We start from the raw sequence: 13,590 nt of genomic DNA, 5'->3' as shown, positions 1-13,590 counted from the left end.
TTTTTTTATTGGTTGTCTTTAAGGTAAAATGATGGGTTATATTGAAAAAATATCAGCCACATCCTATCAGGAGGGCTGATACACAAAATTTTACACAGTCTCCCCTAAACTAAACTTTTCAAACTACTGGAGAAGCTGATACACCAGATCCTTACTTATACAATTCATTATAAATATACTTATCAGTATTCTTTCTTAATTGGGTCAATTCATTTATCAATATATTCTCGTTGGCGTAGTCATCCATAAGAATATCTTTTTTATTTTTGTATTCATCATATAATTTTGACAACTCTTTTATACTTAGATTTTTATATTGACACTTTTCTAAAGTATTTATTGCTTTTTCATATGCGATAATTTGAGGCTTATATTCACTATAAAAATCTTTATCATTTGTGTTTTCTTTATAGGTTTTATAAATAACCTTATTTATTTTTATAGTGTTAATGTCTTCAATAACTGTGTAAATTTCACTCATAACTTTTTCAACATCTTTAATCTTATTTAAGATTTCTTGCCTATTAACAGCCTCTTCTTGGAGTTTAGTTTCCAAATCCATACTAGATGATAGACCGTATTTTCTAAGCTGATTTAAGGTCTTCGCCATAGTATTCATATTATGTTTTCTAGCCCATATTTCATAACCTTTAGAAGATTTAACCTTTTCATTGCTTTCTATGTCTATTATATTATCAAATTTCTTATAAGATTTCTTAGCATAATATACTTCACTATTTTTGTAATTTTCATTTACCTTATTTTCAATTCTTTCTTTTATTTTCTCTTTTGTATAATCTTTTCCAAGAGTAGTTTCCTTCGCACGAATGAATCGCCCCTTTTCTCCTTGTTTTTTATGTCTGAAAGAAAGATATTTTCCAAGTTTAATTTCATAGCCATATTCTTCCATAAGCTTTAAGAAATTCTCATAGCTATTTGCTTTATTAATAGCATGATCAATAGAAATTTGAAGTTTATGTTTCCAAGATTTTCCTTTATTAAATTCAATATATTCTTTGTAGGATTTACCATTGGTTTTATACTTTTCTTTAAATTTTACATAATCTTCATCTATAACAGAGAGCTTATATTTTCTACATAAATCATCACTATGATTTCTAATTTGGTGGTAAGTTTTTTTGTTACTTTGATATGCTTTACCAGTTTCAAAAGAAACATTATTAAATAGTATATGGTTGTGAATATGACCCTTATCTATATGGGTAGTAAGAACATATTCATATTTTCCTTTTAAGATTTTATCGCATAGTTCTATGCCTATTTGATGAGCCTCTTCAGCAGTAGTTTCTCCAGGAAAAAAAGATTGAATTAAATGTCTTGCTAAAACTTTTGCTTTAGAATTACATTCTATTTTTGTTTGTTCAAATTCTAAATGAGCAGTTATAGGGTTACAGTTTAGGGAGGAAATTAGAATTTTTTCATCTGTTTTATCACTATTCATAATATAATCAAGTGCTACTTTTAAAGTGGATTTTATAGGATGAATTTTAGTAACTGCCATTATTCTTTCTCAGTATTTATGCTATTAGAATTAGTAAGAGAGTATATTTTTTTACGCATAAAGAAAATATCTTTCGCTTGATTTTCTAATAAGCTTTTTAAATCTTCTATATCATCTTTATATATAATTGATGTAGTATTTACTCTTTTAGCAATCTGATTTATATTATTTGAAGTACGACTTATATTTGTTGACATTTCACGAAAGACATCCATATCTAATACATAAATATCTTTTTCTAAAATACATTTCATAATAAATTGCCTAAGAGTTTTGCACTTAGATGCTTTATGTTTTTCATTTAGCAATTCTAACTCCTCATCAGATAACATTAAATAGATTCCGTTATTTCTAAATCTACTTGTCATAATTTAACCTCCTCGTATATTATAGTTGTAGTAATAAATACTACATTTTGTTCTCAATCCCTCTTTCTTATGAGATAATAATTATATAGATAGAGCTCGTAGTAAACCTCCTTGAAGTTCGTCTTCCTAATAAATTTATTAATCGAAATAAAAAGAAAAACCTGTAAATTCAAGTAGGATTACTTGACTTACAGGTTTAATTTATTCTATATATTTCGTCTGGAAATCTCCTGATTTAATTTTTTATTGCTTATATTTTATCATTTTTTGAGATAATATTCAAGTTTACGGTGAAGATATTATAAGCGTTTGTTGCTGAATTTAATTATTATAAATTTAGGGGTTTGGGGATATTCCCCAACAAGTAAAATGGAAAAAAATAAGCGATATAATCGTAGTATTCTTATTCCATTTTTAGTAAGTGCATATGCACTTACTGTGCTTGCTGAACAAGTGTTAAGTGGTTTTAATATATTTGTAATGTTAGAGAATATATTTTATAATTATCTTAATGGGGTATACATTAAAATATAAAAAAGAAAAGGGGTATGATTTTGGGAGGTAAGCTTCACAGAAAAGTTTTTTCTAAGGAACACTATATTGAAGTAATTTATGTTTTATTGAGAGAAAAAGAGAATGTTTATAATAAAGATATTGTTAACTATACGAAGTTAAGCAAACCATCAGTTAGTGTGGCTATAAATAATTTAATAGATGAGGGGTATGTGTACAGGGAATCTATGTCAATAAAGCTAACGGAAAAAGGAGAAAAAATAGGTAAAGAATTATATAATAAACATATTTATTTTTATAATCTATTTTTAGAATTAGGCGTTGAACCTAAACAAGCAAATGAAGAAGCGTGTAGTGTTGAACATGTAATATCAAATGAAACATTTAAAAAGATTAGAGCATTTATAGAAGAAAGCAGTAAAAAATAAGCAAATATTTTCAGGTAGGCAGTTTTAATTAAATTATTAGGTGAACCTAAGTTGATTTAATTAGAATTGTTTTTTTTTATGTAGAAATTTATACTTTTTTACAAATTTTAAAATTATTTGAAGTGACATATTGATTTTCATAAATATATATGTTAAAATTAAGTTAGTCAAGACTAACTTAATAAAGGAGGATAATATGCCTAAAATAAACAGAGAAACTTATGATAAGGCCACTATAGATATTTCAGATAATGACAATCTGAATTCATTTGTATTAGCGATAAAAATAATAGAAGATGTAGCTAATGAAATTCAACCTTATATGGTGTATGAAAATTTCAATGAAATATCAGTTGCTATAGGAGAATATATTGGAATTGAAGTGTATACAGAAAAAATCCTAATAACTGAAAATGGTGATACTGTAGAACATAAGGTAAGCGATCTAAGTGAAGACATGAAGAAGGTTTTCGAAAATATAAACTTTACTGACTGGAGAATGTATGGAATCGCTGATTTTAATTATGCAAAGCATACATTTTTGAAAAATGTGAGTGATAAGGAAGTTTTGTTAAAGATGTTTATTCCAAGAACCGACATTAGAATTTTAGAAGGTTCGATAGAAGTAAAATCTGTTGATAATATTGACGAAATAATTTCAGCAGTGGAGAAATGTACAATAAATTCTACTAAAGAAGAGTTGAAAAAAAATACTTCGCAAGTTGATTTAGAAAAGCTAAAATCAATAGATAGTGAATACTACAAAGAGATTGTTTCTAAAGGAATAGAAGAAATTAATAATGATAAGTATGATAAGGTTATTTTGTCCAGAAAAATTAAGTTAGAGAAAAAAATCTTACTAAAAGATAGTTTTTTATTAGGGAGAAAATACAATACCCCTGCACGTTCATATTGTCTGAAAATTGGTGATGTTGAAGTTATAGGTTTTAGTCCAGAAACAGTTGTCGAGGTGGATGAAGAAAAAAAAGTATACACATTTCCTCTAGCTGGAACCAGAGCATTAACAGATGATCCTATAAAGAATAAGGAATTAAAGTGTGAATTATTAAAAGATCCTAAAGAGATTGCTGAACATGCTGTTTCTGTTAAGTTAGCTTTTGAAGAATTAGAAAAAGTTTGTATAAAGGATAGTATATCGGTAGTTAAATTCATGGAGGTTTTGGAGAGGGGTTCAGTTCAGCATCTAGCATCAAGGTTGAAAGGGACGCTTAAAGAAGAATTCAATGAATGGCATGCATTTACTGCTCTTTTCCCGGCAGTTACCGCATCTGGAATACCCAAAGCAGAGTGTATAGATGCTATAGATAGGTTAGAAAAAGACGAAAGAGGATTATATAGCGGAGGCGTACTAACTTATGATCAAAATGGAACAATGGATGTGGCATTAGCTTTAAGAACTGCATTTCAAACAGACAAAGAAACATGGATTCGAGTAGGTGCTGGAATTGTAAAATTATCAAAAGCAGAAAGAGAATTAGAAGAAACTAAAGAAAAAGCAGGAAGCATTTTAGACAAGTTAGTTTATATAGAAGATTAAGAGATGGATATATTTATTAACACTACGCAATCTAAATACAAAATATATTTAGATTGCGTAGCTTTAAAAAACTTAAATGAATTTATTTCAAGCAAAAAACAGTACAAGAACATTATAGTAATAACAGATAGCAATGTGGACCATTTTATAGGCAACAGTTTTAATTTAAAAAATTATAAGCTTTATAAGTATGTTATAGAAGCAGGAGAAAAGTCCAAAAATATAGAAACATACTATAAAATAATAAGATATTTGACCTCAATAAAAGCGGATAGGCATGATTTAATTATTGCATTAGGTGGTGGGGTAGTTGGTGATTTAGCTGGATTTGTGGCCTCTACTTATATGAGGGGCATAGATTATATTCAAATACCTACTAGTCTTTTAGCTATGGTTGATTCATCCATTGGATCAAAAACGGCAATCAATACAGAAGACGGGAAAAATTTAATCGGAAGTTTTTATAATCCTAGAGCTGTGTTTATAGATTTTACTTACTTAAAAAACCTTCCTCAAAAAGAATTTCTAAATGGACTGTCTGAAACAATTAAAGCTTCGATTATAAAAGATAGAAAACTATTCGAATTAATTATAGAAAGCGATTTAAACAATGAAGAAATAATAAAGAAGATTGTAAAAAGAAGCATTGAAATTAAAAAGGAAATTGTCGAGAGGGATTTAAAAGAAACAAAAGAAAGACAACTTTTAAATTTTGGTCATACAATAGGTCATGCCTTAGAAAAACTAAGCGACTATACCTTACCACATGGCTATGGTGTTGCAATTGGAATGGCAATGATAACTAGAGGATATTACAATATGGGAAAAACAGATGAGAGAACCTATAAAAGAGTAGAAGAAATACTTAGAAAATATCATCTACCAACACATTGTAGTTATAGTGCAGAGGAACTTTACAGCGAAATTTTAAAAGACAAGAAAAGCAATGGAGACAAGATAAATATTATATATCCAAAATTAATAGGTGATTGCAGAATTGATATTGTAGATAAGTCTAACCTATTAGAAGTGTTAAAACATTGCTTATGAAAGGTGGTTGTCGAATGAATGTAAAAATTAAGCCGAATGAAATTAAGGGAAAGATGAAGTCGATACCATCAAAGTCGCTGTTACATCGAGCAATTATATTAAGTGGAATAGCAAAAGACAGAGAAATCATATTAAAACAGGTAAATACAATATCAGAAGATATAGAAGCTACACTTACTTGTATTGAAAAATTAGGAGCTAAAACTAAGGTGGAAGGAGATTCAATTAGAATTACAAGCCTTGGAAACATAAAGAAATCTAAAGTTGAATTACACTGTAAAGAGAGTGGAACAACACTTAGATTACTTTTACCACTTGTAAGTACATTTTCAAAAGAGGCAACAGTAGATTGTTCTGAGGGTCTTAGAAAAAGACCGCTTAGAGAATTAATCGAAACGTTAGAAGAATCAGGGTTATATTTCAAGGAAAAGGGATTTCCAATTAACATCTCAGGAAATGTGACCACTGATTTTTTTAAAATTAGTGGTGATATTAGTTCTCAATATGTCAGTGGCTTGCTTTTGCTTTCTTCACTACTAGATCAAAGAAGTTCAATATATCTTACTACTAAATTAGAATCTAGGGCTTATGTAAATATAACAATAAAAGTATTAAGAGATTTTGGAATAATAGTTAATGAGTTAGAAGAGGGTGTATTTGAAATATATGGGGGGAGAGACAAGATACTCCCACCTAAAGAATATCAAATCGAAGGGGATTGGTCTAATGCAGCATTCTTTCTTGTAGGAGGTTGTTTAGGAGACTCAATAAAGATGTCTGGTTTAAATTTAGAATCTAGTCAAGGGGATAAAAAGATAGTTCAAATTCTTAAAAAGGCTGGAGCAATTCTCACCTGTTCTGATGATTTTATAAGTTCTAATAGAAGCCATTTAAACTCCTTTGAAGTAGATTTTTCCGAAACACCTGATTTATTTCCAATTTTATCAGTAGTGGCTGCATTATCAAAAGGACAAAGTATTTTAAAAGGTGGAGAAAGACTAAAACTTAAAGAAAGCAATCGAATAGAAAGTACATTTCAGATGTTAAAAAGTTTAGGGGCAGACGTAAAAAAAAGAGAGGATGGACTGATTATTCAAGGGAAGGAAATTTTAGATGGTGGAATTGTGAATTCTTTTAATGACCATAGAATTGTTATGTCAGTAACCATGGCATCTATTAGATGTAAAGAACCTGTTTCGATAGTAAATGCAGGAGCGGTAAATAAATCATATCCTAATTTTTTTGAGGACTTTAAAAAAGTAGGAGGGATCTTTGATGTCATCAGTTAGTATAGGAGAAAACATAAAAATAAGCCTTTTTGGAGAATCTCACGGTTTGGCTATTGGGGGAGTAATAGATGGATTACCCCATGGACAAAAAGTTGATATGGAAAAACTAGACAAATTTATGGCAAGAAGAAAACCAGGTTCTGGGAAATATGTAACTCAAAGAAAAGAAAGAGATGAAATAAAATTTTTATCAGGGATAAAGGATTTTATTATTATGGGAGATCCACTGGCAGTTATTATTGAGAATAATAATATTAGACCGGAGGATTATAAAACCTTAGCCTATACTCCAAGACCTTCACATATTGATTTTTCAGCTAAGAAAAAATTTGGAGAGCATATAGATTTAATTGGTGGTGGGCATTTCTCGGCAAGGCTAACAGCAATTTTAACTGCTTTTGGAGGTATCGCTAAGCAAATCCTTGAAAGCAAGAATATTCTCGTATCTGCTCACCTAGATAGAATTAGAGAAATTCAAGACACAAGACATAATGATATAGAAAACATACAGAAGGCTGTAGAGAAGTCTGAGAATAATAGATATTCCATAATTAATGAGGAAAATATGGAAAAAATTGATAAGGTCCTACAGGAGTTAGTAAAAGAAAAGGATTCTACAGGAGGTATAGTAGAGTGTTCTGTATTTGGCTTGCCACCTGGGGTAGGAAACCCTGTATTTGATGGTTTAGAAAATAATATTGCTAAGATGTCTTTTGCCATACCGGGAGTTAAAGGAATAGAATTCGGATCTGGATTTGAGGGTGCTTTGAAATTAGGTTCAGAGAACAATGATAACTTCTATATTGATGAAAGAAAAGAAATAAAGACCAAGACTAACCATGCTGGTGGAATAATTGGTGGAATAAGCAGTGGAATGCCTATAAATTTAAAGGTAGCCTTTAAACCAACTCCATCTATTGGGAAGGAACAAGAAACAGTGAATATACAAACAATGAGCAATACTAGGATAAAAATAAAAGGAAGGCATGATCCTTGTATAGCAATAAGAGGTGTTGTAGTAGTTGAGGCGATAGTGTCTTTAGTAGTATTAGACTATTTATTATAGATAGCAAGTTAGAGGAGCAAGTATGGAATATGGATTACTAGGGAAAAAACTAATTTATAGTTTTTCTCCAATGATACACAAGTATTTTGGGGACTGTGAATATGAATTAGTAGAATGTAGTGAAGAAGATATAAGATTAATTTTAAGTGGAAAGAAATTTAAAGGCTTAAACATTACAAATCCATATAAGATAATGGCAAAAGAATATTGTGATAAGCTAGATGAAAGTGCAAGAAAGACAGGTTGTGTAAATACGATAGTAAATAAAAATGGCAGTTTGTATGGATATAATACAGATTATTATGGTTTTTTACACATGATTAAGAAGATAAAATCCATAAAGAAAGAAAGTCCGTTTTCTATCATTGGATCAGGAGCTACAGCAAGGATGAGTAAGGTAGTCCTAGAAGATTTAGAATGTCAATCAATAAAAATAATTTCTAGAGAAGATATAAAAAACCATAATATTGAAGAACTTATTAAAGACACAGAGATACTTATAAATTGTACACCAATAGGAGTTTATCCACTTGTTGATGAAAGCTTTCCTGTAGAAATAAAAAAACTGATTAAATTAAAGCATGTCATTGATTTAAATTATAATCCTTTAAACACGAGGCTGATGATAGAAGCAAATGAACTAGGGTGTAAGGCAAACTCAGGTCTTTCAATGCTAGTTGCTCAAGGGAAAAAAGCTGCGGAAATATTCTTGGGTAAGAAAATAGATGATAGCTTAATAGATGAGGTAGAAAGAAAGATAAGAAAAAGATTATTAAATATCGTATTGATTGGCATGCCAGGTAGTGGAAAAACTGTAATAGGAAGAGAGTTAGCACATAGAATCAACAGGGAATTCGTTGATATTGACAATTGTATTGAAAATCTTCATAAAATGACTATTCAAAAAATAATTGAAAAAAATGGGATACGTTTTTTTCGAGAACTTGAAAAGGAAGTAGTAAGGGAAGAGCTATTATCTTTTTCAAAAGTGTTTTCTACTGGTGGAGGGGTCATTGAGGATAGAGAAAACTGGAGATATCTAAAATACAATTCACAAGTTATTTATATAGAGAGAGATTTAGATCAACTTGACACCAAGGGACGTCCTCTTTCGCAAGGAGGAATAGATAGATTGAATAATATCTATGAGAAAAGAAATCCTATTTATAAAAAACTTTCAGATTATAGGGTTAAAAATAATAAAAGTCTTCTAGAAACAGTAGAGGAGATAGTAAAAGTTTATGAAAAAAATTTTAGTTATTAATGGTCCAAACCTTAATATGTTGGGAATTAGAGAGCCGGAAATCTATGGAGTAAAAACATATGAGGATTTGTGTAGGGAGATCAAAGAATATGCAAATAAGATAAATATTGAAGTGGATACTTTCCAATCTAATCATGAAGGAGAGATAATAGACATAATTCAAAAATCTTATGGTAGATATTATGGGATAGTGATTAATCCAGGCGCCTATACTCATACCAGCATAGCTATTTTAGATGCCTTAAAAGCTGTAGGAATAAGAACGGTAGAAGTTCATTTAACAGACATAATGGATAGAGAGGATTATAGGAAAAAGTCATTTATTTCAGAACATGCTGAGATGACAATCTACGGTAAGGGGTTTGAAGGTTATTTACAAGCCATTGAATCCCTAATTAAAAAGTAGAAAAGGGGTGATAAAATGCAATACATTCTGAAGGGAAAAAAAGACTTTAAAGCATGTGTGGAATACTTAAAAAAAGAAGATATTCTATTTCAAGATTATGATATTAAAGATTATTATATCATCAATGTTTTTGATAATACTTTATGTTCAAAGATAGAAAATGAGGAAGAAGCTTTTCTAAATACAAAAGATATTTCTATTGAGAATGGATATTTAGTAACAAAAAGATATAAAGAGAAAACCATAATTGATGTAAAAGGGATCGAAATTGGAGGAGAAGAACCTGTTGTTATTTCAGGACCTTGTTCTGTTGAGTCAGAAGAAATTGTAAGAAATATAGCAATAGGTATAAAAAAAGCAGGAGCAGATATATTAAGAGGAGGAGCGTTTAAACCAAGAACATCTCCTTATGAATTTCAGGGCTTAGGTAGAAAGGGAATAGACATTCTTAATAAGATTGGTAAAGAGCTTGAGATACCTGTAGTAACGGAAATAATGGATATCAGAGAACTGGACTATATGATAGATAAGGTTGATATTTTACAAGTAGGTGCTAGGAATATGTACAATTACTCTCTATTAAAAGAATTAGGGAAGCTAGATAAGCCTATTTTACTTAAAAGAGGATTAAGTGCAACGATAAAAGAATTTTTATTAAGTGCTGAGTATATTATGCTTGGTGGCAATGGAAAAGTTATTTTATGTGAGAGAGGAATTAGGACTTACGAAAATTATACAAGAAACACAATGGATATAGCTGCCATATCTTTCTTGAAAAATATTACACATTTACCAATAATCGCAGATCCAAGTCATGCAACAGGAAAGAGGGAACTAATAGGCCCCTTATCTAAAGCTTCAATTTCAGCAGGTGCTGACGGAATCATAATAGAATCTCACTTAAATCCAGAAAATGCTTGGAGCGATGGAAAACAAACAATAGATATATCTAGTTTGAAAACTATAATTAGATTTTGTAAATAGTAAAATATATTTTTATAAAAAATATCAATAGATATTGAAAAATGCTATCAATATATGCTATTATTAAGTTAGCTTAAACTAACAAATGCTAATATTTAATATTTTTCAGGAGGTAATAATTTGAGTAAGTGGTTTGTACATGGCAATGAAATAGGAATACAAGAGAGTAGGAATACCATTTTTATATTTCCCTATGCTGGAGGAGGAGCTTCTTCTTTTAAAAATTGGGGAAGACATTTTAAAAATAGCGGTGTGTATTTTGCTCAATATCCAGGTAGAGAAAATAGGTTTTCTGAAAAAGCTATTAAGGATATCAGAGAATTAGTTGAAGAACTATTTAAAGCTATGAAAACAGTTTTTGACTTTACATCACCATATTATTTATTTGGACACAGCATGGGGACTAAGATAGTTTATGAATTAGCATTGAAAATAAAAGAGAGTGGGCTTCCAAACCCTGAAGGCTTAATTATTTCAGCGGGGAGGGCGCCATGCTATAAAGAGCCAAATCCTATCTACCATTTAGATGATGATGGATTTATAGAAGGATTGAGAAGATATGGTGGAACTCCTGATGAAATATTAGATAACAAGGATTTAATTAGTATCTTTTTACCTACTTTAAGAGCAGATTTTATCATAGATGAGGACTATCAAGATGAAGAATATAAAAAAGTTGATAGTGATATACTAGGCTTGATGGGAAAAATTGATAAGGAAATGAGTTTAGAAGAAATGACTAAGTGGAGTGAATATACGACAAAGAATTTCACATATGAGTACATCGAAGGAGAACATATGTTTATAAACACTTCTGAAGAAGATGTAATTAAAGAATTGAGAAAATATATCAACGATTAGAATGGATACAAAAATTTTACAAGTGTTTAAATTTGATGAAATCGACTGTATTGTTGATAGGTTTTTTGATAATGAAGTAGCTTTATTAACAATTAACACATCTGAATTTAAGGATAAATATTATACAGAAAAATTTTTAAAAAAGGAAGAAATTAAACATGCTCAAGGATTTAAATCAGAGGTAGCAAGGATAAATTATATTGTATCTCGAAGCGTAGTAAATAAAGTTTTTTCCTTTATATTAAGAAAAGATGTTGAAAAAATAGAGGTATTAAATGGAAAGCACAAAAAACCATTTGTTAAAAACAATAAAGGAATAAAGTTCAACATTTCCCATACAGATGGTCTTGTAATAGTTGGATTCTCTCAAGAAGAAATAGGCGTAGATATAGAATGGATAAATAAGAGATTTGAGTACAAAGATATAGTAAATAATTGTTTTACAGATTCAGAAATTGAATATATAGATAAGGATTTCTGCAAATTTTATGAATTATGGACGATTAAGGAAGCTTACTTAAAATGTGATGGTATTGGTCTAATCAGAGATACTAAGGAGATAGAAGTTATAAATATTAGCAAGAATTGGGCTGAGTTAAGAGATAGTAAAGGCTACAATAAACAACTTAGAATGATTAGAGATAATTCAGGGTATATAGGGGCAATTTGCACAACGGAGGAAAAATGAATATAAAAATTAAAGAAAAATTAGAAGACTTCTATGACAAAGAGGTTTGGAATCATTTATCTCTAGGTGATTTTTTAACTAAAGTTTCCAATAAATATAGTGAAAAAATAGCCATCAATGAAAATGGAAACGAGTATTCTTATAAAGAGATTGAAAGTATCTCTAATAGATATGCAAAGGGATTTTTAAAAGAAGGCTTTAAAAAGGGTGATAAAGTTGTATTACAACTACCAAACAGTGCTGAATTGATTTTTGTGGCTTTTGCTCTTTTTAAAATAGGAGTAATTCCAATTATGTCTTTACCAGCTCATAGAAAGACGGAGATTAGTGGAATAATTCAATTATCAGAAGCAAAGGCATATATCGCACAAGATAGGTATTTAGGATTTTCTTATACGGAAATGATTAGAGAAGTTATTAAAGAAAATAGAACAGATATAAAAGTTTTTATTCAGGGAGATAATGAAGAGTTCAGATCTCTAACAGAAATCAAAGCAAATACGCCTATTGAAGAAAATGTGAATGTTGATTATAAAGACATAGGTTTACTATTGTTATCTGGAGGAACAACAGGAATACCGAAATTAATCCCAAGGAGACACTGTGATTACTTATATGTAGCAGAGTATTCGGGACGAAGGTGTGGGTTAACTGAAGAAAGTGTATATTTAGCTGCTTTACCGATGTCTCATAACTTTCCTTTAGGATGCCCTGGAATAATGGGAACATTGTTTTATGGAGGGAAAATAGTGATTTGCCCTACTACAAGCCCTGATGAGATAATACCGTTAATTGAAGAAGAGAGAGTTACAATTACTGGATTAGTTCCTGCCATGGCTAATATGTGTATAGAGTTTTTAGAAATGGATGAATATGATATATCCTCTTTAAAATTGATTCAGATTGGTGGTTCTGTTTTAGACCAAATTACAGCCAAGAAAATCGAGAGAGGTTTTTCTTGTAAGCTTCAGCAAATTTTTGGAATTGCTGAAGGTTTAATATCAACTACAAGTTTAGATGATAATAGTGAAACTATATACAATACACAAGGTAAACCAATAAGTGAATATGATGAGGTATTGATTGTTGATGAAGAAGGGAAAGAATTACCTGTAGAGGAGTATGGAGAACTTATAGTTAGAGGCCCATATACAATTTATGGTTATTATAATTTAGATGAAATTAATAAGAACTGTATAACTGAAGATTGTTACTTCAAAACAGGTGATAAAGCTAGAAAGCTTAAAGATGGTAATTTTCAAATTGTAGGAAGGCTAAAAGAAATGATCAATAGAGCTGGAGAAAAAATAACCCCTACAGAGCTAGAAGAAATTCTATTAACTCACGATAAAATTGTAGAAGTACAAGTTGTAGGAATTCCAGATCAAATTTTAGGAGAAAAAATAGGAGTTTTTGTCCTTTCAGGAGATAACGAGATTACTCTAAATGAAATCAGAACATTTCTAAAAGAGCATGGAGTAGCCCATTTCAAATTACCAGATTTAGTTAAAAAGGTTGATGCTTGGCCATTGACAAGCGTTGGTAAGATAAGTAAAGAAACACTTAGAAAATCTGCCTTATAGGAGGAATTAG

Annotated in this window: 13 protein-coding genes; 11 read left to right on the top strand and 2 right to left on the bottom strand. The window is 30.0% G+C overall.

Translation table 11 applies throughout. The annotated features are described in order from the left end of the window. Window positions 1-151: 151 nt before the first annotated feature. Together ABDJ34_RS06860 and ABDJ34_RS06855 are read right to left on the bottom strand one after the other, a co-directional pair. The gene (locus ABDJ34_RS06860) at window positions 152-1,522 is read right to left on the bottom strand and encodes a relaxase/mobilization nuclease domain-containing protein (RefSeq protein WP_412701830.1); all 1,371 of its coding nucleotides are present in this window, start codon (window positions 1,520-1,522) and stop codon (window positions 152-154) included. Continuing rightward, the gene (locus tag ABDJ34_RS06855) at window positions 1,522-1,890 is read right to left on the bottom strand and encodes a plasmid mobilization protein (protein ID WP_412701829.1); all 369 of its coding nucleotides are present in this window, start codon (window positions 1,888-1,890) and stop codon (window positions 1,522-1,524) included. The genes ABDJ34_RS06860 and ABDJ34_RS06855 overlap by 1 nt, the downstream gene beginning before the upstream one ends. Before the next feature lie 548 nt (window positions 1,891-2,438). Here ABDJ34_RS06855 and ABDJ34_RS06850 point away from each other — a divergent pair. The 11 genes from ABDJ34_RS06850 to ABDJ34_RS06800 all read left to right on the top strand — a co-directional run bounded on the left by ABDJ34_RS06850 (window position 2,439) and on the right by ABDJ34_RS06800 (window position 13,580). Then, the gene (locus ABDJ34_RS06850) at window positions 2,439-2,831 is read left to right on the top strand and encodes a metal-dependent transcriptional regulator (RefSeq protein ID WP_004837832.1); all 393 of its coding nucleotides are present in this window, start codon (window positions 2,439-2,441) and stop codon (window positions 2,829-2,831) included. Window positions 2,832-3,027: 196 nt separating this feature from the next. Continuing rightward, window positions 3,028-4,389 (top strand): salicylate synthase, encoded by a 1,362-nt coding sequence (locus ABDJ34_RS06845; RefSeq protein WP_106460519.1) that lies wholly within the window; start codon window positions 3,028-3,030, stop codon window positions 4,387-4,389. A gap of 3 nt (window positions 4,390-4,392) precedes the next feature. Further along, entirely contained in the window at window positions 4,393-5,439 is a 1,047-nt protein-coding gene (gene aroB / locus ABDJ34_RS06840) for a 3-dehydroquinate synthase (RefSeq protein ID WP_004837830.1), read from the top strand. Between the two features lie 14 nt (window positions 5,440-5,453). Next, on the top strand, window positions 5,454-6,728 hold the full coding sequence (gene aroA / locus ABDJ34_RS06835; RefSeq protein WP_412701828.1) for a 3-phosphoshikimate 1-carboxyvinyltransferase: 1,275 nt from the start codon (window positions 5,454-5,456) through the stop codon (window positions 6,726-6,728). Beyond that, the gene (aroC, locus tag ABDJ34_RS06830; RefSeq protein ID WP_106460517.1) at window positions 6,715-7,794 is read left to right on the top strand and encodes a chorismate synthase; all 1,080 of its coding nucleotides are present in this window, start codon (window positions 6,715-6,717) and stop codon (window positions 7,792-7,794) included. Before aroA ends, aroC begins: the two co-directional genes overlap by 14 nt. Before the next feature lie 22 nt (window positions 7,795-7,816). Further along, a complete protein-coding gene (locus ABDJ34_RS06825; RefSeq protein ID WP_412701827.1) occupies window positions 7,817-9,058 on the top strand; it encodes a shikimate kinase in 1,242 nt (413 codons plus the stop codon). Continuing rightward, complete coding sequence (gene aroQ, locus ABDJ34_RS06820; protein ID WP_004837826.1) at window positions 9,036-9,464, top strand: type II 3-dehydroquinate dehydratase; 429 nt, start codon at window positions 9,036-9,038, stop codon at window positions 9,462-9,464. The genes ABDJ34_RS06825 and aroQ overlap by 23 nt, the downstream gene beginning before the upstream one ends. Window positions 9,465-9,479: 15 nt before the next feature. Further along, window positions 9,480-10,448, top strand: coding sequence for a 3-deoxy-7-phosphoheptulonate synthase (gene aroF / locus ABDJ34_RS06815; protein ID WP_004837825.1), 969 nt, complete (start codon window positions 9,480-9,482; stop codon window positions 10,446-10,448). Between the two features lie 120 nt (window positions 10,449-10,568). Then, window positions 10,569-11,309: a thioesterase II family protein gene (locus ABDJ34_RS06810; protein ID WP_106460516.1), complete on the top strand. Its 741-nt coding sequence runs from the start codon at window positions 10,569-10,571 to the stop codon at window positions 11,307-11,309. Window position 11,310: 1 nt separating this feature from the next. After that, window positions 11,311-11,997, top strand: coding sequence for a 4'-phosphopantetheinyl transferase family protein (locus ABDJ34_RS06805; protein ID WP_412701826.1), 687 nt, complete (start codon window positions 11,311-11,313; stop codon window positions 11,995-11,997). Then, a complete protein-coding gene (locus tag ABDJ34_RS06800) occupies window positions 11,994-13,580 on the top strand; it encodes a (2,3-dihydroxybenzoyl)adenylate synthase (protein ID WP_004837824.1) in 1,587 nt (528 codons plus the stop codon). Before ABDJ34_RS06805 ends, ABDJ34_RS06800 begins: the two co-directional genes overlap by 4 nt. The last annotated feature ends 10 nt before the right edge of the window (window positions 13,581-13,590 follow it).

The sequence above is a fragment of the Finegoldia dalianensis genome (genome assembly GCF_046255015.1).
Classification (GTDB): Bacteria; Bacillota; Clostridia; order Tissierellales; family Peptoniphilaceae; genus Finegoldia; species Finegoldia magna.
Note: the sequence above shows the minus strand (reverse complement) of the source record. Positions and strands in the feature narration are given on the sequence as shown.

Excerpts from the sequence above, each read along its gene's own strand:
- ABDJ34_RS06850 (WP_004837832.1), top strand. The coding sequence starts at position 2,439 with ATGATTTTGGGAGGTAAGCTTCACAGAAAAGTTTTTTCTAAGGAACAC.
- ABDJ34_RS06860 (WP_412701830.1), bottom strand. The coding sequence starts at position 1,522 with ATGGCAGTTACTAAAATTCATCCTATAAAATCCACTTTAAAAGTAGCA.
- ABDJ34_RS06800 (WP_004837824.1), top strand. The coding sequence starts at position 11,994 with ATGAATATAAAAATTAAAGAAAAATTAGAAGACTTCTATGACAAAGAG.
- ABDJ34_RS06845 (WP_106460519.1), top strand. The coding sequence starts at position 3,028 with ATGCCTAAAATAAACAGAGAAACTTATGATAAGGCCACTATAGATATT.
- aroA (WP_412701828.1), top strand. The coding sequence starts at position 5,454 with ATGAATGTAAAAATTAAGCCGAATGAAATTAAGGGAAAGATGAAGTCG.
- ABDJ34_RS06825 (WP_412701827.1), top strand. The coding sequence starts at position 7,817 with ATGGAATATGGATTACTAGGGAAAAAACTAATTTATAGTTTTTCTCCA.
- aroQ (WP_004837826.1), top strand. The coding sequence starts at position 9,036 with ATGAAAAAAATTTTAGTTATTAATGGTCCAAACCTTAATATGTTGGGA.
- aroB (WP_004837830.1), top strand. The coding sequence starts at position 4,393 with ATGGATATATTTATTAACACTACGCAATCTAAATACAAAATATATTTA.
- aroF (WP_004837825.1), top strand. The coding sequence starts at position 9,480 with ATGCAATACATTCTGAAGGGAAAAAAAGACTTTAAAGCATGTGTGGAA.
- aroC (WP_106460517.1), top strand. The coding sequence starts at position 6,715 with ATGTCATCAGTTAGTATAGGAGAAAACATAAAAATAAGCCTTTTTGGA.
- ABDJ34_RS06855 (WP_412701829.1), bottom strand. The coding sequence starts at position 1,890 with ATGACAAGTAGATTTAGAAATAACGGAATCTATTTAATGTTATCTGAT.
- ABDJ34_RS06805 (WP_412701826.1), top strand. The coding sequence starts at position 11,311 with ATGGATACAAAAATTTTACAAGTGTTTAAATTTGATGAAATCGACTGT.